This window comes from Nonomuraea sp. NPDC052265 (assembly GCF_044547985.1).
Classification (GTDB): Bacteria; Actinomycetota; Actinomycetes; order Streptosporangiales; family Streptosporangiaceae; genus Nonomuraea.
In genome coordinates this window covers 61835-80913 of record NZ_JBIUBJ010000017.1, presented here as the reverse complement: position 1 = coordinate 80913, position 19079 = coordinate 61835, and the positions used below count along the sequence as shown (strand labels likewise).

Here is a 19079-nt window from a genome sequence, read left to right as displayed (position 1 = left end):
GCCGGCCCCCGCGAGGACCTGTCCATACAGACATCTTCCGGTACCCCTTGATCGCCCGAGATGATGACCGAATGGCGCGCACATGGGAATTGTGGGGAAATATCGTTATTGCTGGTGTTTTAGCGCTTCCGGTGGCCTGGCCGGCCGTCGTGGCGCTCGCCCGCCACCGCGCCCGCGCCGGGCATCCGGCGCCGCTGCGCACCTCGCTCGCCGACGTCGGCATCGCCGTCGGGACCGCGCCGTGGATCTGGATGATCCTCACGCCGTCCAGCGGTGGGACGGGGGTCGGCCTGGTCCCGTTCACGGATCTCGCTGATCTCGTGGGGGCGCCGTGGCAGACGGTGTTGGTGCAGGTCGGGGGCAATCTGCTGGTGTTCGCCGCGTTGGGGGCGCTGCTGCCCGTACGGACCGCCGCGATGGCCTCCTACGGCCGGGTCGCGGCCATGGCGGCGGCCTTTTCGGTCACGGTCGAGTTCCTCCAGTACGCCCTGAGACTGGGCCGGTTCTCCTCCGTGGACGACGTGATCATGAACACCGCGGGCGCGGTGCTCGCCGCGTCGGTTACTCGCCGCTGGTGGGCCACCCGAATAGCGGCCGGGACCGTTCCACGATAACGGTCTGCATAAACGTCCCCGAATTCATCACACGGGCACGATGCGCTCAAAAGAAGCTCGGGACCAACCCCTGTATCTGTGCGATCGTGGACAAGACGGGGCAAGTTCTCTGGAGACGCCACAACCTGGTTGGTGACAGAGGGTGATCGAAACGTGTCTGAATCCCCGGTACCCCACGAGCCCCCTATTTATCGCCGCATCGCCGACGGCCTCCGCGCCCGGATCCTGTCCGGCGAACTGCGCGACGGGGACCGACTACCGGGCGAGAACGCGCTCATGGCCGACTACGCAATCGCACGAGCCACCGCCAGGCAGGCGCTTGCCGTACTGATCAACGAAGGGCTGGCGGTGCCCAAACGAGGTTCGGGGGTCTACGTGCGCCTGTTCAAACCGATCCGCAGGCACGGCTCGCGCCGCCTGTCACGAGAGCAGTGGGGCCAGGGGCGTGCCATCTGGGACGCCGACACCCGGGGCCGTCCGTTCACCGTGGACCTGGTGGAGGTGGTGCTGGAGCGCGCCCCGGAAGAGGTGGCGGGCGTCCTGGAGAGCGGCGAGGTATGGGTGCGTCGGCGCCGCTACTCGGTGGACGGCCGGCCCGTGCAACTGGCGACCTCCTCCTTCCCCGCCCGGCTGGTCCAGGGCAGCGCCATCACGCTGCCCGACAGCGGACCGGGAGGCGTCTACGCCAGGCTCGGCGACCTGGGCCTGCCCCCGGCCCACTTCACCGAGGAGGTACGCGCCCGCATGCCCGGCCCCCGCGAGACCGGGCTGCTCGACCTGCCCGGCGGCACCCCCGTCATCGTCATCGCCCGTACCGCGTACACGGCGGGCGGCCTGCCCGTCGAGCTCAACGAGATGGTCCTGGACTCGGCGGCATACGTACTCCAGTACGACTTCGACGCCTAGTTCAACCCGATCTGTCAAGCGATAGGTGGACCTGTCCACCACGATCATTGAATTCTCTAGAGAGGTCCCTCATCTTCGAAGGAGATGGAACCGTTCAGGAGATGGAACCTTCGCCTGGGGCCCGGGAGAGGTGCACAGATGTCCGTTGACCGGCATCTTGCCGAGATTGCCCGGGAGTACCCCAAATGGACCATCTGGCGGAGTGACGCGGGTCGCTGGTGGGCCACGCGGCACCATCCGCTCGACGCGGCGCAGCGCGACGCCGGATGCGCGATGACCATCGACGCTGACGACCCGGACGGTCTGCGTGACCAGCTCCGGGACCAGGAGGAACGGACCGGCCGGCAGCCACGGTGGTGGGCCGGCCCCGCCCCTCCCTGACGCGGGCCGTGGAGCGTTCCCCGGTCCGCACACGAGCAGCCCGGTGCCGGGTTCAGCGTCTCGGCGGCTCCGGCACCGGGCCTCCACACGGGGCCACGAACGCGGAAGTCTCCGACCCTATCGGGGGCGGGGGCTTCCGCTCCCCGCCCCTTCACCCTCTACGAGTGGTACTCGCCCAGCCGCAGGATGTGCACGTCGGTGTCGTCGGAGACGCCCTCGTTCGGCTTCTCCTCCTCGACGATGACCCGCACGTCGTCCTGGACGGAGAACTGCGGGACCGGCTGCGGCGCGGCCTCGATGGCGGGCTCCGGCGTGCGCGCCGGGACGGCCGCGGGCTGCTGGGCGGCCGGCGCGGGCGGGAGCGCCGACTCCGGCACGAGCTGTCCGGCCCCCGCCTCGGTGCGCATGAGGTCGCCGAGCACCGAGCCGATCTCGGTCAGCCGCCGCACGACCTCGGTGTGGGTGTTGGTCAGGTACTCCACCCGGCGCCCGGCGTGCTCGTCCAGCGTGGCCGTGCGCTGACGCGCCGCCGCCAGCATCGACTCGGCCTCCGCGTGCGCCCCCGACAGCAACTGCTCGGCCTGCGCGTTGGCGGTCGCCATGACGCGCTCCGCCTCGGCCTGCGCCGCGCCGAGCATGCGCTCGGCCTCGGCGTGCGCGTCGCGCAGCAGGCCCTCGGCCTCGGCGCGGGCCGACCCCAGCTGCTCCTCCGCGTCCGCGCCCGCCTGGGCCAGCATGCGCTCGGCCGCCTGCGTGGCCTCGGCCACCCGCCGCTCGGCCTCCGCCTGCGCCGAGGTCAGCATCTTGTCGGACGTCTCGCGCGAGGTCGTCACCAGCCGCTCGGCCTCCGCCCGCGCGCTCTCCCGCACGGCGGTCGCCTCGGCCTCCGCCTCCGCGCGCTTGGACGCGGCCTCCTCCTCGCCCAGCTTGAGGATCTGCGCGAGCCTCGGGCTGAGGTCCTCGTAGCTCTGGGGCGCCTCGACCATCCGCCGCCTGGCCTCCGCCAGCTCGACCCGGCCCTGCTCCGCCTGGTCGATCGCCCGCGCCAGCCGCTCTTCCAGATCCCGGATCTGGTTCCGGGTACGGATCATGTAGTCGTGCACCTGACGGCGGTTGTAGCCGCGCATCACGACTTCGAAGGTGTCCTCTTGCATCAGATCGGGAATGCTCTCGTGCTGGTTTGTCATGGGGGTTACCTAAGGGTTTGCGTGAGGCGGGGGAAAACTGCGAGTTGTGAGGGTCTGACGACGAGACGTCAGGAAACGACTTTCCTGCCATCTGCCCACGTCCGCAACCGGAACGCCACACCTGAGGCGGGAATTACGATTGGACGAATGTACATAGCAGCGTTGGACGACGGGGCAGTGCCGGACATCCACCCGGAGGCGTACATCGCGCCCGGCGCCGTCGTGGTCGGAAGTGTGCGGGTGGGCCGGGCGTCCAGCATCTGGTACGGCTCCGTTCTCCGAGGGGACGACGAGCGGATCGAGATCGGCGAGGAGTGCAACGTACAGGATCTGTGCTGCCTGCACGCCGACGCGGGCCAGCCCGCGGTCCTTGAGGACCGGGTCAGCCTGGGCCACAAGGCCATGGTCCACGGCGCCCACGTCGAGACCGGCGCGCTGGTCGGCATCGGCGCGATCGTGCTCGGCGGCGCCCGCGTGGGCGCCGGCACACTGGTCGCGGCCGGAGCGCTGGTCGGGCCGGGCAAGAAGATCCCGTCCGGGGTGCTGGTCGCCGGCGTGCCCGGCAGGATCGTGCGCGAGCTCACCGACGACGACCGGGCCTCCTTCGCCCGCACGCCGGACACCTACATGGCCAAGGCGATCAGGCACCGGCAGGCGTCAGCAGTTTGATCAGGACCTGGTCCGACACCGAGGCGGTGTTGAGCGGGTCGGCGTACTCCGGCAGCTCGGGGCGGAGGAAGCGGACGAAGTCGACGGTCAGCTTGAGGTCGGGGGTGCCCTTGATCTGCTTGGCGTTGGCCTTGGCGGCGTCCTTCTTGAGCGCGCCGTAGCTGTCCCAGTCGGTGTAGGCGGTGACACCCCATTGCAGCACCTCGGGGAGGTTCGAGGGCCAGCGTCTGGCCACCTTCCAGGCGCCGCCGTCCTCCTTGTAGAGCGCGACGGCGACCCGGCCCAGCCTGGCCAGGACGAGGTCCACCCAGCCGCTCTTGACCGCCACCTCCAGCGGCTTGGAGCTGCCGTCCAGGGTGAACTTGGCCTCGACCTGCCCGGCCGCGTCGGCGGTGCCGGTGGTGACGGACATCCAGTTGGGCTTGTCGTACGTGCCGGGCTGGCGCGCCATGAGCCCGCCGAGCGAGAACTTGCGCGCCGGCCTGCCGCCCTTCTTGCCGGTGACCTTGACCCGGGCGTGCATGACGATGTCCCCGGCCAGCTCCTGGTAGACGAAGGGGCCGCGGAAGCCGTCGTACCAGGTGGAGGTCTTCGGCTCCAGGTAGAGGGCGCCCTTGGCGGTCTTGTTCACGTCGAGCTCGGCGATCCTGTCGACGTCCTTCTCGGTGTCGCTCAGCTTGCTCCACACGGCCAGCTCCGCGGCGTCGGCGAACTCGCCGGAGGCCGATCCGACCTCGCCGCCGGGCGTGGGCGCCTGCGCGTTCTGGACGGTCAGCACCCCGGGGCCGGTCGGAGTGGGCGGGGCCTCGGCCGCGCTCCCGCAGCCGCTCACCACGCCAGCCACTGCCAACATCCCTGCCACCTTTGACCTCATAGCGGACATTCTGCCGTGAAATGCCGACGGGTTGACTCCGGCAGGCCAGTACGATGACGGCCGTGCGCCCCTGGGATGCCTTCACCTCGGCAGAGGCGGAGATCCGCGCGATGGTCGTGGACCCGCGCTGGCAGGGCCTGTCCGTGCCCGACCGCGCGCACGTCCTGGCCGCCCGGGTCCTGGTGACGCCCGACGGCGACCGCTGGCTCTACGGCGCGTACGCGCGCTGGCACCTGCACGACCCCGGCGACGGCCGCTGGCATCCCGCGCCGCCCCCCAGGGGCGAACGGGCGCGCAAGGTGGGGCACGTCACAGCGGCGCTGCCGGAGCAGGTGGTGCCCACCGGGCCCGACTTCGCCGCCGAGCCCGGCTCGACCCAGGCGTTCATCGGCCCCGACGTGCCACCGGTGGTGACCGGGCAGATCGCGGAGATGGTCCGCGGCGCCGGGCGCAAGTCGGAGCTGGACTACCCGCTGACCGCCTTCGGGGAGATCTTCGCCGCCGACGTGCCGAGCACGGTCGCCGCCGTCTGGGGGTCGGTCATGTGGTGCGCGTACGCGCCGGCCTTCGACGGCAACGAGCGCCTGATCACGCTCTTCGGCGAGTACCTGCGACGCTCGCTGCCCGGCGACGAGTGGGTGCGCTGGCTGCCCGCGCCGCCGCTGCTCGACCTCGTCACGCTGGTGTCCGAGCGCACCCGTGCCGGCCGCCCGCGGGCCGCGCTCCGGCTGGCCGCGCTGATCGCCGACACGGCCCAGGTGCTGCTGTCCGACATCCGGTTCAGGCCGCGGGCGCTGGCGCTGCTGACGATGGTGGAGCCGATGCTGCGCCGGCCCGGCCGCGACGACGCCACGGCCGCGCGCGGCGACGACGCCGTACGCCGGGCCTGGCTGGACCGCTGCCCGCCGCGGCTGGCCCTGGCCCTGCTGCCGGAGACCGATCCCGACGCCTGCTTCGCCCACGCGGTGTACGACCTGGTCGAGGCGCTGAACTTCGTGGGCGACGCGTCCGGGGCGGCGGCGGCGTACCTGGCCGACCTGTCCGACTCCAGGCGGATGTTGCCCGAGCGGCTGAACCACCGGCTGCGGCGGGCGTACGGGGAATTGGAGCGTGCCGGGCTGACGGGCACCTCGGCGGCCGAGCACACAGAGCCGGAGGGGTTCGCCGTACGTACGGGCGGGGAGCCCGTGCCGCAGGCGGCGGTGGTGACGCCGCCGGACCGGGAGAGCAAGGCGGCCGTGCTGGGCGCCGCGTACGCCACGTGCCTGGCGTGGGGCCGGCTGACCGGGGCCAAGGTGCCGCAGCACGGCCTCGCCGGCCAGAGCGCGCTGGTCCGCGAGCTGATCCAGGAACGCGACGACCACCACATCGGTCCCCGGTAACGCACTATTACCGTTATTTCACTCTTACTCCGCCTATATCCCTCTATCACTTGAGCCACCGGGCAATTCGCTGAATTGTGATCTCGACCTCGGGAAATGATCCCTGTGGGGGCCCCGTGACGCCGAAAGGAATGACTCCGATGGGCCATGTCGCAGGAAGGGCCCTCGCCGTAACCTCGTAGAGGGTGTGGGCTGCGGAAGGAAGGACGACGCGGTGGGGCACGACGACCTGGACTCTCGGGTCCACGACCGTGTCGCGTTGGACGAGATTGCGCTCTACGCCGAGGTGCTCACTGCCGTGGCTGTCAGCGAGCGGCGGCTGACCTTGGACGAACTCGACGACGCGCTCGGATTGCGGACTTCGGCGAGTCGCTGAAGACCATCGAAAATTACCTGTCCCGGGCTCCCATGGGGTCCGGGACAGTCGTTCCCGGGGATTCCAGGTAACTAGTCAATCGAGGGTGTCTCTCTCCTACGTATGGAGGAGGACAGCCCTACGACTTGACCAGGCGGGCGATGGCGGCCGACGCCTCCTTCACCTTCGCCTCGGCCTCCGGGCCGCCGGTGTTGATCGCGTCGGCGACGCAATGGGAGATGTGCTCCTCCAGCAGCCCGAGCGCCACGGCCTGAAGGGCCCGCGTGGCCGCGGAGACCTGGGTGAGCACGTCGATGCAGTAGGCATCGTCGTCGACCATGCGCTGCAGGCCCCTGATCTGGCCCTCGATTCGCCGGAGGCGCGTCAGATATGCCTGCTTGTCTCCGCTGTACCCATGCATGCTTCTACGGTACCCGTAACCCGTATGAGCTAGCGGAGATCTGCGAGCAGCTTCTCCCACTGTTCGGCGACTTCCCCGGCCGAATGACGTACGGCGGTGTCCAGGGCGCCCGCCGCGAGCGAGCGCCGGCGGCGTTCGTCGTCGATGAGCGCGAGCAGCGCGCCCGCGAAGTGCTGCGCCTCGCTCTCGCTCTCGGGCACCAGGACGCCGTTGTAGCCGGTCGCCACGAACTCCCTGGGCCCCCTCGCGCCCTCGAAGGCCACCACCGGCACCCCGCACCCCATGGCCTCCAGCACGGTCATGCCCAGGTCTTCGCTGCGGGAGGGGTTGGCCACGATCGACGCCTTGGCGAACTCCCCCGCCAGGTCGGGCGTGACGCCCATGAAGTAGACATGGTTGTGCAGGTTGAGCTCGCTCACCAGCGACCGCAGCCGCCGCTCCTCGGGGCCGCCGCCGTAGAGCCGCAGCCGCCAGTCGGGACGCTTGTCCGCCACGATCGCGAACGCCCTGATCAGCCGGTCGTACGCCTTGACCGACACCCACCTGCCCCCGGCCGCCACGATCCGGTTGTCCATCCGCGAGCGCGGCCACGGGCCACCCGGCAGCGCGTCCGGCACGGAGTGGACGGCCGGCCCGCCGCCGAGCAGCCTGATCCACTCCTCCTGGGCCGAGTCCGTGGCCGTCACGACCGCGTCGAGGCGCGGGTAGAGCCGCTGCACCGGCCCGGGGACGGCGGGCCGCCCCCACTCCCTGGCGATCTTGAGGGTTTCACGTGGAGCATGCCGCGCCACCTGGACGCCGATGCCCGGCCTGGTCGTGATCAGCACGTCGGACCTGAGCCCGCGCAGCAGCCGCCACAGCGCCATCTCGGTGCGCATCTGACCACGCGGCAGCAGGTGGCGCACCCCGGGACGGGCGTCGATCACGCTGCGCATGGCCACCTTGGCGCCGATGGGGAAGAACGGCTTCTCCTTCTGCCGCCTGACGCTGATGACCTCGACCTCGTGCCGCTCGGACAGGGCGGTGGCGAGGTTGAGCATCGCGCGCACGTCGCCGCGCATCCCGTACGCCGAGGCGAGGACCAGGCTGACCTTCATCCGCCCACCTCGATGCGCAGCTCGTCGTCGGCGGTGTACGAGGGCCGTACGGGCACGCCGTCGATCTCGGCCGACGGATAGTGCAGCCGTCTGCGTTTGCCGTCGACGTCGTCGAGCCAGGCGCCCAGCCGCAGCGGCGTGGGCACGCCCTCGACCTCCAGCGCGGGCTCCCACGTGCCGGCCGTGTCGGGATCGGCCTCGACCACGTTCACCAGCGACACCGCCGCGTGGAAGCGCACGCCCTGGACGGTGGCGTTGGACGACACCCGTTCCCTGGTCGTCCTGCGGTCGAGGGTCAGCGTGGCCTCGCGGCGCGCGTCGTCGTCCTCCAGCCCGGTGTACGCCAGCAGCCCCGTCACCTCGAACCGGCCCTCCCTGAACCAGATCGCCCGCACCTCGGCCGCCGGCGCGGCGTCGGCTATCTTCAGGGCCAGAAACCCGTTCCGCGTCCGGTACGACCGGTAGGCCAGCGTGCGGCGGCACAGCGCGTACGCGTCGAGGTGGTCGAGGGAGAACCCGGGATCGACGCTGCGCAGCCTGCTGCGGCTGCCCTCGTGCCGCAGGTAGGCGTCCCAGCGGCCGGCGGTCAGCTCCAGCGGCGCGAGCGAGACGGCCAGCGTGGCCTCCCGCGTGCGGCTTCCCGTCCGGCCCAGGCGCACGTCGCGCTCCACCCCCGTGGCGCGATGGCGCAGGACGAGCTCGGTGCCGTCACCCAGGGGCTCCTCGATGGCGAGTCGCAGGGAGAGCACGTCGGCCAGGGTGACTTCGGCATCCGTGACCACGACGCGCATCACCAGCCCCCTCCCCGTCGAATAAGGCCATGCGACGTTGAGGTTACCGTGATTTTCCCGTTATGTGGATGGGAGATTTCCTGCGCGTGGCCCCGTGACGTGCGGAACTCCTCTACAGAGCCTGTAGAGGAGTCCGACTTTTCGTGGTCAGGAAGCGCCCTTGACAGATTTGATCAAGAGCTGCGCGACGTCCACGACTTCCAGCGATTCCTTGGCCTCGCCGTTGTTCTTCTTCTCGTTGATCGCGTCACCGAGCATCACCATGCAGAACGGGCACGCGGTCGAGACGGTGTCGGGATTCGTGGTCAGCGCCTCGTCGACCCGCTCGGTGTTGATGCGCTTGCCGATGCGCTCCTCCATCCACATGCGCGCGCCACCCGCGCCGCAGCAGAAGCCGCGGTCCTTGTGGCGGTGCATCTCCTGGGTCTGCACACCGGGCACCTTCGACATGATGTCGCGGGGCTGGGAGTAGACCTTGTTGTGGCGGCCGAGGAAGCACGGGTCGTGGTAGGTGATCTTCTCCTCGATGGGCGTGACCGGGGTGAGCAGGCCCTCGTCCACCAGCTTCGACAGCAGCTGCGTGTGGTGCACGACCTCGTAGGTGCCGCCGAGCTGCGGGTACTCGTTGGCCAGCGTGTTGAAGCAGTGGGGGCAGGTCGCGACGATCTTCTTGACGCCGGCCTCGTTGAGCGTCTCGATGTTCTGCTGGGCGAGCATGTTGAACAGGTACTCCATGCCCAGGCGGCGGGCCGGGTCGCCGGTGCACGCCTCCATCGGGCCGAGCACCGCGAACTTCACGCCCGCGATGTGCAGCAGCTCGGCGACCGCCTTGGTGGTCTTCTTGGCGCGGTCCTCAAGGGCGCCCGCGCAGCCCACCCAGAACAGGTACTCGGCGTCCTCGGGCATCTTGTCGTCGACCAGCTCGACCTCGAAGTCGAGCTCCTCGATCCAGTCGGCCCGCTTCATCTCGGACATGCCCCACGGGTTGCCCTTGTTCTCCAGGTTCTTCACCATCACCCCCGCCTCGGACGGGAACGACGACTCCACCATGACCTGGTAGCGGCGCATGTCGAGGATGTGGTCGATGTGCTCGATGTCCACCGGGCACTGCTCGACGCAGGCGCCGCAGTTGGTGCACGACCACAGCACGTCGGGGTGGATGACGCCGTCCTCGCCGACGAGCGGCTTCTCCAGCAGCGCGAGCACGTCGGTGTCGGCGTGCTCGTTGCTCGCCGCCATCAGGTACGGGGCCACCTTGAAGGCGTGGTCGCGCTGGTCGAGGATGAGCATCTTCGGCGAGAGCGGCTTGTCGGTGTTCCAGGCCGGACACTGCGACTGGCAGCGGCCGCACTCGGTGCAGGAGTAGAAGTCGAGGAAGCCCTTCCAGGTGGTGTCGCCGATCTTGCCGCGGCCCAGGCGCTCGGCGTCGAGCTCCTCGTCCTCGAAGTCGACGAGCTTGCCGTCGACCCGCAGCTCGGACGCGGCGCCGAGGCCGTCGGGACGCCGGGAGAAGAGCACGTTGAGCGGCGCGGTGAAGATGTGCAGGTGCTTGGAGTTCACCACGATGACCAGGAACACCAGCATGAAGCCGATGTGCAGGAGCAGCGCGATCTCCTCCAGCAGCGGGCCGGCCGGCAGCACGTCGCCGAGCGCCAGGGAGACGAACGCGCCGGAGGAGTAGGGGAAGTTGCCGTTGGCCGCCGAGGCGCCGCGGGCCAGGAACAGCGTCCAGATGATGTTGAAGATCATGAACAGGACGAGCCACGCGCCGCCGAGGTGCGAGCCGGAGAAGCGCGACTTGCGGCCCAGCGTCTTGGGCGAGTTCTTGACCCGGATGATCGCGAAGGCGACCAGGCCCAGCAGACACGCGACCGCGATGAAGTCCTGGAGGAAGCCGAGCACGCCCCAGGTCCCGATGAGTGGGATGTGGAAGTCGGGCTCACCGGTGATCGCGCCCTGGATGATCGCGCCGTACGCCTCGATGTAGACGGTCAGCAGGATGAAGAACGCCCACATGACGAAGAAGTGGGCGACGCCCGAAGGCGTCCACTTCAGCAGCTTCTTCTGGCCGAAGACCTCGACGAGCTGGGCCTTGAGCTCGTCGGCGGCGTGTTCCTTGGCATACTCGACGCGTTCGGGCGCCGGTGGGCCGGAGGTCGCCAGCTTGAACAGGAACAACACCCTGCGGCCGGCGACGGCCACCGCCAGGACGGTCATGACCAGCCCGATGATCGCTACCCAGAGCACGGGGTCCTCCCACAGACGACGATGGCTGCCAGCATACGGACACGTGTTTCCAGGAATCTTACCGGCCAGTAACTTCCTGGGACGACACCTATACCCTATGGTCAGTGCCCTGTACAGAACAATGCTCTACGCCGTGAAGTACCTCTGGACGGTCGGCGCGATCAGCTCGACCAGCTCTTCCGGGTCCGCGCTGGCCAGCGGCTCCAATTTGATCACGTAGCGGCCCATGATCACGCCGTACATCTGGCCAAAAGCCGCCTCGATCCGTAGGTGCGGGACACCAAGGCGGTCGGCCACCTGGAAGAGCAGCGCGTTCGTGATGAACTCGCGGAACATCGCCGCCGCCTGCTCGTTCGTCAGCGCCGAGCGCATCAGGGCGATCATCGGCTCGCGGGTCTCCGGCTCGGCGGTCACGCCGAGGATCATCCGCACCAGCCGCTCGCCGATCTCCTCGCGCGGGCCGTCCAGCAGCATCGGGATGACCTCGTCGGGGGTGATCGGCAGCTGCATGGCCGCCGCGAACATGCCCTCCTTGGTCTCGAAGTAGTGATGCACCAGAGCCGGGTCGACCTTGGCCTCCCGCGCGATCCCTCGGACCGTGGCCTTGTCGAAGCCCTTCTCGGCGAACACCCGCCGCGCCGCCGTCAGGATCTCGCCGCGCGTGTCGGCGGACCCGGGCCTGCGTCCGGGCCGCCGTCGTACGTTGCTCATGGCCGCGCCCCGCCGCTCACCGGCCCACCGCCAGGTACACCCGCATCGGCACCGACAGCACGCCCTCGGGGAAGTCCTTCTTGAGCTCCCCGCGCTGCCGCGCGACCAGCTCGTCGGCCGCCTCCGGCGAAAGCGCCGCCATGTACGAGTGGGACCGCAGGTCGAGCAGGAAGTCCTCGATGCCGATCAGCCTCGTCCACGGGATCCAGCGCTCCTCGACCACCTCGAAGGCCGCGGCGATGGGCGGCACCGACCACTCCTCGACCGCCGGCCCCCAGTACGTGGGCACCGCCTCGGCCAGCCGCGCCTCGTAGGCGGCCAGCCACTCGGCCTGCGCCGCGTGGTGGAGGTTCCAGCAGCCCACGATCGCGCCGCCGGGCCGCAGCACCCGCCTGGCCTCGGCGATCGAGACGACGGGGTCGAGCCAGTGCCACGACTGGGCGTACGTCACCAGGTCGGCCACCCCGTCGGCCAGCGGCAGCGCGTTGCCGTCGGCGATCACCGCGGCGACGGCCGGCGGCTCGCCGTCGATCCGCGAGACCAGCCGGGCCAGCATCTCCGCGCCCGGATCGACCGCGATCACCTGGGAGCCGCGGGCCCGCAGCGCGTGCGTCAGAATGCCCGTGCCCGCGCCCACGTCGACCGTGGTGGCGCCGTCGAGCTCGACCCCGGTCACCTCGGTGAGCGCGCGGTACATCTCGTCGGGATAGGTCGGGCGGCCCGCGTCGTAGGCGTCGGCCACGCTGTCGAAGACCCGGGCGAGATCTCTGGTCGGCCCCACGTTCCTGGTCGGCCCCACGTTCATCGGGACGCCGCCAGGTGCAGCCGGGCGAAGGCCAGCGCCTCGGCCAGGTCGTCGACGCGCTCGGTGCGGCTGGCCGCCTTGCGGGTGTTGATCTCCAGGACGACCAGGCCGCCGTAGCCGGAGGTCGCCAGGCGTTCCAGCATCTGGGCGCACGGCTGGTTGCCCCTGCCGGGGACCAGGTGCTCGTCCTTGTTCGTCACGCCCATGCCGTCGGCCAGGTGGAGGTGGGCGAGCCGGTCGCCGAGCTTGGTGGCCATCTCCATGGCGTCGGAGCCGGACACGGCGGTGTGCGACAGGTCGAGGGTGACCTGCGGGAAGTCGTAGTCGATCGGGTTCCAGTCGGGCGAGTACGGCACCACGTCGTTGCCCCTGGCGCGCAGCGGGAACATGTTCTCGACCGCGAACGCGACGTCGGTCTCGTCACGCATGCGGGCCAGGCCGTTCTCGAAGTCGCGGGCGTACTCGCGCTGCCAGCGGAACGGCGGGTGCACCACGACGGTCGAGGCGCCGAGGCGCTCCGCGGCCTTCTGCGCCCGGACCAGCTTGGCCCAGGGATCTCTGCCCCACACCCGCTGCGTCACGAGCAGGCAGGGCGCGTGGATCGCCAGGACGGGCACCTGGTAGTGCTCCGACAGCCGCTCGATCACGTCGATGTCCTGGCTCACCGGATCGGCGCCGACCATGATCTCGACACCGTCGTAGCCCAGGCGCGCGGCCAGTTCGAACGCGTCGGGAGTGCGTTCTGGATATACCGAAGCGGTGGACAATGCGATCTTCGCATTGGGCACGCGGATGACATCAGCCACGTTGCCAGCCTAAGCCGGAGAAGCGCCTCTGGCGCGTGAGCCCCACCAGATAGCCCTACCCAACCCCCCATCCCACCCCAAAGGCGCTCCCCCGCACCCCACTACGGTTGGGGCCATGCCACGGATAGCCAGAGGCGCGATCCCGAGCCCGAACATCTGGAACGCCCCCCAGGTCTACGAGCTGGAGAACCGCGCCGTGGACCCCCAGGGCGCGGCCGACGCCGCGATGCGCGAGCTGCGCCCCTGGGCCGGCGCGACCGTGCTCGACATCGGCTGCGGCACCGGCTTCCACCTGCCCGTCCTGGCCGCCGACGCGGCCGCCGTGATCGGCGTCGAGCCCCACGGTGACCTGGCCGGGCTGGCCCGCCGCCGCTGCGCGAACCTGCCCGACGTCTCGGTGTACGCCGCCACCGCCCAGGACCTCCCGCTCCCCGACGCGAGCGTCGACGTGGCCATGGCCCGCTGGGCCTACTTCTTCGGCCCCGGCTGCGAGCCCGGCCTGCGCGAGCTGTCCCGCGTCGTACGCCGCGGCGGCGCGGCCTTCGTCATCGACCTCGACGCCACCCGCGGCTCGTTCGGCCGCTGGTTCTCCCGTACGGTGCCGGCGTACTCGGCGCGCGAGGTGGAGGCGTTCTGGGACCGCCAGGGCTGGCAGCGGCGGACGCTCGACCTCACGATGTCCTTCGGGCGCCGGGCCGACCTGGAGGCCGTGCTGCGCATCGAGTTCGCCCCCGACGTGGCCGAACAGGCCATCGCCGAGACCCCCGGCCTGGAGATCTTCTACCCGAACGTGCTGCGCTGGCGCTACTTCTGAGTTCATGGCCTCACTCCGTTCGGCGGCTCGGTCGCCATACGCCGCCGCCTTCCCCCGCTCTGGTCGCTCCTCCAGGCGACGGCACTCCCTCGCAGGCTTGACATTGACGTCGGTGTCAACGTTTACCGTGGAGGCATGCGCATCGGGGAGCTGGCGGAACGCACCGGAGTGAGCACCCGCTCACTCCGCTACTACGAGCAGCACGGCCTGCTCTCGGCCAGACGCGGCCCCAACGGCTACCGCGAGTACGCCGAGGAGGACATCAAGCTGGTGTCCGAGATCCGGTCGCTGCTCTCGGTCGGCTTCACCTTGGAGGACACCCGGCCGTTCGTCGACTGCCTGCGCTCGGGCCACAGCTCGGGCGGTTCGTGCCGGGATTCCGTCGAGGTCTACCAGCGCAAGATCATGCAGATCGACGAGGAGATCCGCGTGCTGCTCGGCCGCCGCGCCGAGGTCGCCGCCCAGCTCGCCCAGTCGTGTCCAGGCTGTTTCGTTAGGGGAGACCAATGATCACGTTGACCACCGACAACTTCGAGGAGCAGGTGCTCAGGAGCGACAAGCCGGTGCTGGTCGACTTCTGGGCCGAGTGGTGCCCGCCGTGCCGCATGGTGGCCCCCGTCCTGGACGAGATCGAGGCCGAGCACGGCCTGGCCATCGGCAAGCTCAACACCGACGAGCACCCCGAGATCATGTCCCGCTACGGCGTGATGGGCCTGCCCACGCTGCTGCTGTTCGAGAACGGCGAGCCGGTCAGGCAGATCGTCGGCGCGCGGCCCAAGCGCCTGCTGGTCCAGGAACTGGGCCTCACGCGGTAGTCGAGGATTGTCGGCGCGGGCCGCTAGCCTGCTCGACATGGCCAAGACAGCGCAGAAGCCCGGTTACCGCTGTGCCGAGTGCGGCTGGCGCACGGGCAAGTGGGTCGGCAGGTGCGGCGAGTGCCAGGCCTGGGGCACTGTCGACGAGGAGGGCGCGCGCGCCGGGGTCAGCGTCGTCCAGGGCGGCGCGACCACCGGGCCCGCGCTGCCCATCGGCCAGGTCAAGGCCGAGGTGGCCGCGGCCCGCACGACCGGGGTGAGCGAGCTCGACCGGGTGCTCGGCGGCGGCCTGGTGCCCGGCGCGGTGGTGCTGCTGGCCGGCGAGCCCGGCATCGGCAAGTCCACGCTGCTGCTGGAGGCCGCGGCCCGCATCGCCGAGCGCACCACCGTGCTCTACGTGACGGGCGAGGAGTCGGCGGCCCAGGTGCGCCTGCGGGCCGACCGTATCGGTGCCATCCAGGACAATCTCTACCTCGCCGCCGAGACCGAGCTGTCGGCGCTGATCACCCACGTCGACAAGGTCGAGCCCGGGCTGCTGGTGGTCGACTCGGTCCAGACGGTCGGCTCGGCCCAGGCCACGGGCGTGCCGGGCGGCGTGACCCAGGTGCGCGAGGTGGCCGCCAACCTGGTGCGCATGGCCAAGGAGCGCAACCTCGCCACGGTCCTCGTCGGCCACGTCACCAAAGACGGCTCGATCGCCGGCCCCCGCACCCTTGAGCACCTGGTCGACGTCGTGCTCAACTTCGAGGGCGACCGCCACTCCAGGCTGCGCATGGTCCGCGCGATCAAGAACAGGTTCGGCCCCACCGACGAGATCGGCTGCTTCGACCTGCACGAGCGCGGCATCGAGGGCATCACCGACCCTAGCGGGCTGTTCGTCTCGCGGCGCAGCGAGCCGGTCGCCGGCACCTGCGTCACCGTCACCGTCGAGGGCACCCGCCCGCTGCCCGCCGAGGTGCAGGCGCTCGTGGCCCGCACCGAGGCCCAGCAGCCGCGGCGCACGTCCTCCGGGCTCGACACCTACCGGGTCCAGATGATCCTCGCCGTGCTGGAGCGCCGGCTCAACGCCCGGCTCGGCGGCTGCGACGTGTTCACCGCCACCGTGGGCGGCATCAAGCTGGCCGATCCCGCCGTCGACCTGGCGGTGATGCTCGCCGTCGCGAGCGCCGCGGGCGACAAGCCGCTGCCGGCCGGCCTGGTGGCGCTCGGCGAGGTGGGCCTGGCGGGCGAGCTGCGGCCGGTCAAAGACGTGCGCAGGCGGCTGACGGAGGCGTCCAGGCTGGGGTTCAAGCGGGCGCTGGTGCCCGCCGGATCTCTCGAAACGGGCGCCGGGAAACGCAACGGACAGCGGGCCCTGGTGCCCGTGGGGCCCGTCGCGTTCGCCCCCGGGTTCGAGGTCGTCCAGGCCGAGAACGTCTGGGACGCACTCACGCACGTCACATAGCACGGCTAAGCTGGGCGTGACCAATCGACACGGGGGTCAGGTGGACAGGAGTCTTGACGACCGCCGTCGCGACGCTTTGGCCGCTGTGGCGCCGGGCACTCCGCTGCGCGACGGCCTGGAGCGCATCCTGCGCGGGCAGACCGGCGGGCTGATCGTGCTCGGCCACAACCGGACCGTCGAAGAGGTCTGCAGCGGCGGCTTCGAGCTCGACGTCGAGTTCTCGGCCACCCGCCTGCGCGAGCTGGCCAAGATGGACGGCGCGATCGTGGTCAGCAACGACCAGAAGATCGTGCGCGCGGCCGTGCACCTCGTCCCCGACCCCGCGATCCCCACCGACGAGTCGGGCACCCGCCACCGCACCGCCCAGCGCGTGGCCAGGCAGACGGGCCTGCCCATCATCGCGATCAGCAAGTCCATGCGGATCATCGCCCTCTACCTCGACGGCATCCGCTACGTGCTGGAGGAGTCGGCGGCCATCCTGTCCAAGGCCAACCAGGCCCTGGCCACCCTTGAGCGCTACAAGCACCGGCTCGACGAGGTCTCCGGCACCCTCTCGGCGCTGGAGATCGAAGACCTCGTCACCGTGCGCGACGTGTCGGCGGTGGCCCAGCGCCTGGAGATGGTCCGGCGCATCTCCGACGAGATCAAGGGCTACGTGGTCGAGCTCGGCACCGACGGGCGGCTGCTGTCGTTGCAGCTCGACGAGCTGGTGGCGGGCGTCGACTCCGAGCGTGAGCTGGTCGTGCGCGACTACCTGCCGGCCCCCGCGGGCCGCCGCCAGAAGCGCCTGGTCGAGGCCCTCCACGACCTCGACCACCTGTCGGGCGGCGAGCTGCTCGACCTCTCGGCCGTGGCGCACGTGCTGGGCCACGGCGGGGCCGAGCGGCTCGACAGCCCGGTGAGCCCGCGCGGCTTCCGTCTGCTGGCCAAGGTGCCCCGGCTGCCCGCCACGGTGGTCGACCGCCTGGTCAACCACTTCGGCGGCCTGCAGAAGCTGCTGGCGGCCAGCATCGACGACCTGCAGGAGGTGGGCGGCGTCGGCGAGTCGCGCGCCCGCAGCGTCCGCGAGGGCCTGTCGCGCCTCGCGGAGTCCTCGATCCTCGAACGCTACGTCTGAGCCGGGCGCGTCCGTCACCGCAGGTGGAAGACGCCCTTGCCACTGCGGAGCGCGCCCATGCGGGCGGTGGCCACGTACGTGCCGGGCAGGGCGGAGGCCGGGGTCGAGCGGCAGTCGGCGCTCGACCGGCGCCGGTCCCACTCCAGGGTCTGCACGTAAGGAACCCCGCGCTGCAGCTCCCTGACCTCGGTGCCCAGCCCGCTGACGCAGTCGGCGGTGGACCAGATGCGGTCGGCGCCCGAGGTGATGCGGATCTCCATGGCCCGCGGCCCGACGTCGGCCGTGCACATCACCGGCCCGGTGTTGACCAGCGTGACGATGAAGCTCGGCCGCGACGCGCCCGTGTAGATCGGCTCCTTGCCGCCCTGGAGGCTCAGCACCAGGCTGTCCTGCGGGCACGGCTCCCCCGGGCGCCTGGGCTTGGCGGCCGGGCTCTCCTTGGGCGCCGGGGTGGGCGAGGGGCTGGCCGTCCCCATGGCGAGCGTACGCAGGCCCGCGAGCAGCGGATCGGTGGCGGGCGTGGCGCTCGGTGAGCTCTGCGCGCTGGACGATCGTTCCGGCCCGGAGCCCCCGCTGGAGCACGCCCACGCCACCACGGCCACCACGACGAGCACGGCCACCAGCACGCTCATGCGACGTCGCCAGTAGACGTCACCGCCGTCGCCACCCATCGAATCCGGATCCATAGGCACAGCATGGTAATTGATCGGCTACCAACAGTGACGACACGCCGAACGAGCCGTTCTACGAATACGCTTGACCGCGTGGTTGAGCCGAACCTCCTGCACGCCCCCGTTCTGGAGTGGTACGAGGACAACGCCCGAGACCTCCCCTGGCGCGCCGACGACGCGACCCCGTGGGGGGTGCTGGTCAGCGAGATCATGCTCCAGCAGACCCCCGTCGTCCGCGTCCTGCCGGTGTGGCTGGAGTGGATGGCCCGCTGGCCCACGCCCAAGTCGCTGGCCGCCGAGCCGCCGGGCGAGGCCGTACGGCATTGGGGCAGGCTCGGTTATCCGCGCCGGGCGCTGCGCCTGCACGCCTGCGCCCGTGCCATCGCCGACGAGCACGGCGGGGAGGTGCCCGACGACCACGCGACCCTGCTGGCCCTGCCGGGCATCGGGGAGTACACCGCCGCCGCGGTCGCCAGCTTCGCGTACGGCGGCCGGCACGCCGTCCTGGACACCAACGTGCGCCGGGTGTTCGCGCGGGCCGTACGCGCCGAGGAGTACCCTCCCACGGCCACCTCCGCGGCCGAGCGGCGGCTGGCCGAGTCGCTGCTGCCCGAGCTGGGCGCGGCCCGCTGGGGTGTGGCCGTGATGGAGCTGGGCGCGCTGGTCTGCACGGCCCGCGCGCCGCGCTGCGCCGACTGCCCGATCGCCGACCTGTGCGCGTGGCGGCTGGCGGGCAGACCACCCCACACCGGCCCCGCCCGCAAGGGCCAGACGTACGCCGGCACCGACCGCCAGTGCCGGGGCCGCCTGCTCGCGGTGCTCCGCGAGGCCCACGGCCCGGTGCCGAAGGCGGCACTCGACGTGGTGTGGGACGACGCGGCCCAGCGCGAACGCGCCCTGGACGGCCTGGTGAGCGACGGCCTGGCCGAGGTGCTCGACGACGGCACGTACCGCCTGCCGCACGGCTGAGCG

Annotated in this window: 22 protein-coding genes; 12 read left to right on the top strand and 10 right to left on the bottom strand. The window is 70.8% G+C overall.

All coding sequences use genetic code 11. The features are described 5' to 3' along the window. Positions 1-131: 131 nt before the first annotated feature. The 3 genes from ACIHAD_RS36400 (at position 132) to ACIHAD_RS36390 (ending at position 1901) form a co-directional block, all read left to right on the top strand. Positions 132-614 carry a VanZ family protein gene (locus ACIHAD_RS36400; protein ID WP_397359260.1) on the top strand — a complete coding sequence of 161 codons (483 nt, stop codon included), beginning with the start codon at positions 132-134 and terminating at the stop codon, positions 612-614. A 153-nt stretch (positions 615-767) separates the two neighbouring features. After that, positions 768-1520, top strand: coding sequence for a GntR family transcriptional regulator (locus ACIHAD_RS36395; RefSeq protein ID WP_397359259.1), 753 nt, complete (start codon positions 768-770; stop codon positions 1518-1520). Between the two features lie 138 nt (positions 1521-1658). After that, entirely contained in the window at positions 1659-1901 is a 243-nt protein-coding gene (locus ACIHAD_RS36390) for a hypothetical protein (RefSeq protein ID WP_397359258.1), read from the top strand. A 158-nt stretch (positions 1902-2059) separates the two neighbouring features. On the opposite strand, the gene ACIHAD_RS36385 is transcribed toward ACIHAD_RS36390, so the two are convergent. Then, the gene (locus tag ACIHAD_RS36385) at positions 2060-3088 is read right to left on the bottom strand and encodes a hypothetical protein (protein ID WP_397359257.1); all 1029 of its coding nucleotides are present in this window, start codon (positions 3086-3088) and stop codon (positions 2060-2062) included. A 147-nt stretch (positions 3089-3235) separates the two neighbouring features. Between ACIHAD_RS36385 and ACIHAD_RS36380 the strand changes: the two genes are divergently transcribed. Next, positions 3236-3757, top strand: a complete 522-nt coding sequence (locus tag ACIHAD_RS36380) for a gamma carbonic anhydrase family protein (protein ID WP_397359256.1) — start codon at positions 3236-3238, stop codon at positions 3755-3757. Here ACIHAD_RS36380 and ACIHAD_RS36375 read toward each other — a convergent pair. Continuing rightward, positions 3729-4610 carry a hypothetical protein gene (locus ACIHAD_RS36375; RefSeq protein ID WP_397359255.1) on the bottom strand — a complete coding sequence of 294 codons (882 nt, stop codon included), beginning with the start codon at positions 4608-4610 and terminating at the stop codon, positions 3729-3731. The genes ACIHAD_RS36380 and ACIHAD_RS36375 overlap by 29 nt on opposite strands. Before the next feature lie 74 nt (positions 4611-4684). On the opposite strand from ACIHAD_RS36375, the gene ACIHAD_RS36370 reads away from it, so the two are divergent. Then, the gene (locus ACIHAD_RS36370; protein ID WP_397359254.1) at positions 4685-6013 is read left to right on the top strand and encodes a hypothetical protein; all 1329 of its coding nucleotides are present in this window, start codon (positions 4685-4687) and stop codon (positions 6011-6013) included. A gap of 214 nt (positions 6014-6227) precedes the next feature. Then, positions 6228-6389 (top strand): hypothetical protein, encoded by a 162-nt coding sequence (locus ACIHAD_RS36365; protein WP_020540796.1) that lies wholly within the window; start codon positions 6228-6230, stop codon positions 6387-6389. Positions 6390-6507: 118 nt separating this feature from the next. On the opposite strand, the gene ACIHAD_RS36360 is transcribed toward ACIHAD_RS36365, so the two are convergent. The 7 genes from ACIHAD_RS36360 to ACIHAD_RS36330 all read right to left on the bottom strand — a co-directional run bounded on the left by ACIHAD_RS36360 (position 6508) and on the right by ACIHAD_RS36330 (position 13246). Continuing rightward, positions 6508-6789 carry a metal-sensitive transcriptional regulator gene (locus ACIHAD_RS36360; protein WP_352327377.1) on the bottom strand — a complete coding sequence of 94 codons (282 nt, stop codon included), beginning with the start codon at positions 6787-6789 and terminating at the stop codon, positions 6508-6510. 29 nt (positions 6790-6818) lie between these two features. Next, positions 6819-7886, bottom strand: a complete 1068-nt coding sequence (locus ACIHAD_RS36355; protein ID WP_397359253.1) for a glycosyltransferase — start codon at positions 7884-7886, stop codon at positions 6819-6821. Further along, positions 7883-8677 (bottom strand): hypothetical protein, encoded by a 795-nt coding sequence (locus tag ACIHAD_RS36350; RefSeq protein ID WP_397359365.1) that lies wholly within the window; start codon positions 8675-8677, stop codon positions 7883-7885. The genes ACIHAD_RS36355 and ACIHAD_RS36350 overlap by 4 nt, the downstream gene beginning before the upstream one ends. A 147-nt stretch (positions 8678-8824) precedes the next feature. After that, the gene (locus tag ACIHAD_RS36345; RefSeq protein ID WP_397359252.1) at positions 8825-10924 is read right to left on the bottom strand and encodes a (Fe-S)-binding protein; all 2100 of its coding nucleotides are present in this window, start codon (positions 10922-10924) and stop codon (positions 8825-8827) included. Positions 10925-11050: 126 nt separating this feature from the next. Continuing rightward, on the bottom strand, positions 11051-11635 hold the full coding sequence (locus ACIHAD_RS36340; RefSeq protein ID WP_397359251.1) for a TetR family transcriptional regulator: 585 nt from the start codon (positions 11633-11635) through the stop codon (positions 11051-11053). Between the two features lie 16 nt (positions 11636-11651). After that, positions 11652-12440, bottom strand: coding sequence for a class I SAM-dependent methyltransferase (locus ACIHAD_RS36335; RefSeq protein ID WP_397359250.1), 789 nt, complete (start codon positions 12438-12440; stop codon positions 11652-11654). Continuing rightward, a complete protein-coding gene (locus ACIHAD_RS36330) occupies positions 12437-13246 on the bottom strand; it encodes a sugar phosphate isomerase/epimerase family protein (protein WP_397359249.1) in 810 nt (269 codons plus the stop codon). Before ACIHAD_RS36330 ends, ACIHAD_RS36335 begins: the two co-directional genes overlap by 4 nt. A gap of 115 nt (positions 13247-13361) precedes the next feature. Here ACIHAD_RS36330 and ACIHAD_RS36325 point away from each other — a divergent pair, with 115 nt between their 5' ends. The 5 genes from ACIHAD_RS36325 (at position 13362) to disA (ending at position 17436) form a co-directional block, all read left to right on the top strand. After that, complete coding sequence (locus tag ACIHAD_RS36325) at positions 13362-14060, top strand: class I SAM-dependent methyltransferase (RefSeq protein ID WP_397359248.1); 699 nt, start codon at positions 13362-13364, stop codon at positions 14058-14060. Between the two features lie 135 nt (positions 14061-14195). Then, positions 14196-14570: a MerR family transcriptional regulator gene (locus ACIHAD_RS36320; protein ID WP_397359247.1), complete on the top strand. Its 375-nt coding sequence runs from the start codon at positions 14196-14198 to the stop codon at positions 14568-14570. Beyond that, positions 14567-14875 carry a thioredoxin gene (trxA, locus tag ACIHAD_RS36315; protein ID WP_397359246.1) on the top strand — a complete coding sequence of 103 codons (309 nt, stop codon included), beginning with the start codon at positions 14567-14569 and terminating at the stop codon, positions 14873-14875. The genes ACIHAD_RS36320 and trxA overlap by 4 nt, the downstream gene beginning before the upstream one ends. Positions 14876-14912: 37 nt before the next feature. Then, the gene (gene radA / locus ACIHAD_RS36310) at positions 14913-16319 is read left to right on the top strand and encodes a DNA repair protein RadA (protein WP_397359245.1); all 1407 of its coding nucleotides are present in this window, start codon (positions 14913-14915) and stop codon (positions 16317-16319) included. A gap of 40 nt (positions 16320-16359) precedes the next feature. Continuing rightward, complete coding sequence (gene disA / locus ACIHAD_RS36305; protein ID WP_397359244.1) at positions 16360-17436, top strand: DNA integrity scanning diadenylate cyclase DisA; 1077 nt, start codon at positions 16360-16362, stop codon at positions 17434-17436. A 14-nt stretch (positions 17437-17450) separates the two neighbouring features. On the opposite strand, the gene ACIHAD_RS36300 is transcribed toward disA, so the two are convergent. Beyond that, positions 17451-18122: a hypothetical protein gene (locus ACIHAD_RS36300; protein ID WP_397359243.1), complete on the bottom strand. Its 672-nt coding sequence runs from the start codon at positions 18120-18122 to the stop codon at positions 17451-17453. A gap of 78 nt (positions 18123-18200) precedes the next feature. On the opposite strand from ACIHAD_RS36300, the gene ACIHAD_RS36295 reads away from it, so the two are divergent. Next, on the top strand, positions 18201-19076 hold the full coding sequence (locus ACIHAD_RS36295) for an A/G-specific adenine glycosylase (protein WP_397359242.1): 876 nt from the start codon (positions 18201-18203) through the stop codon (positions 19074-19076). Positions 19077-19079 lie beyond the last annotated feature (3 nt).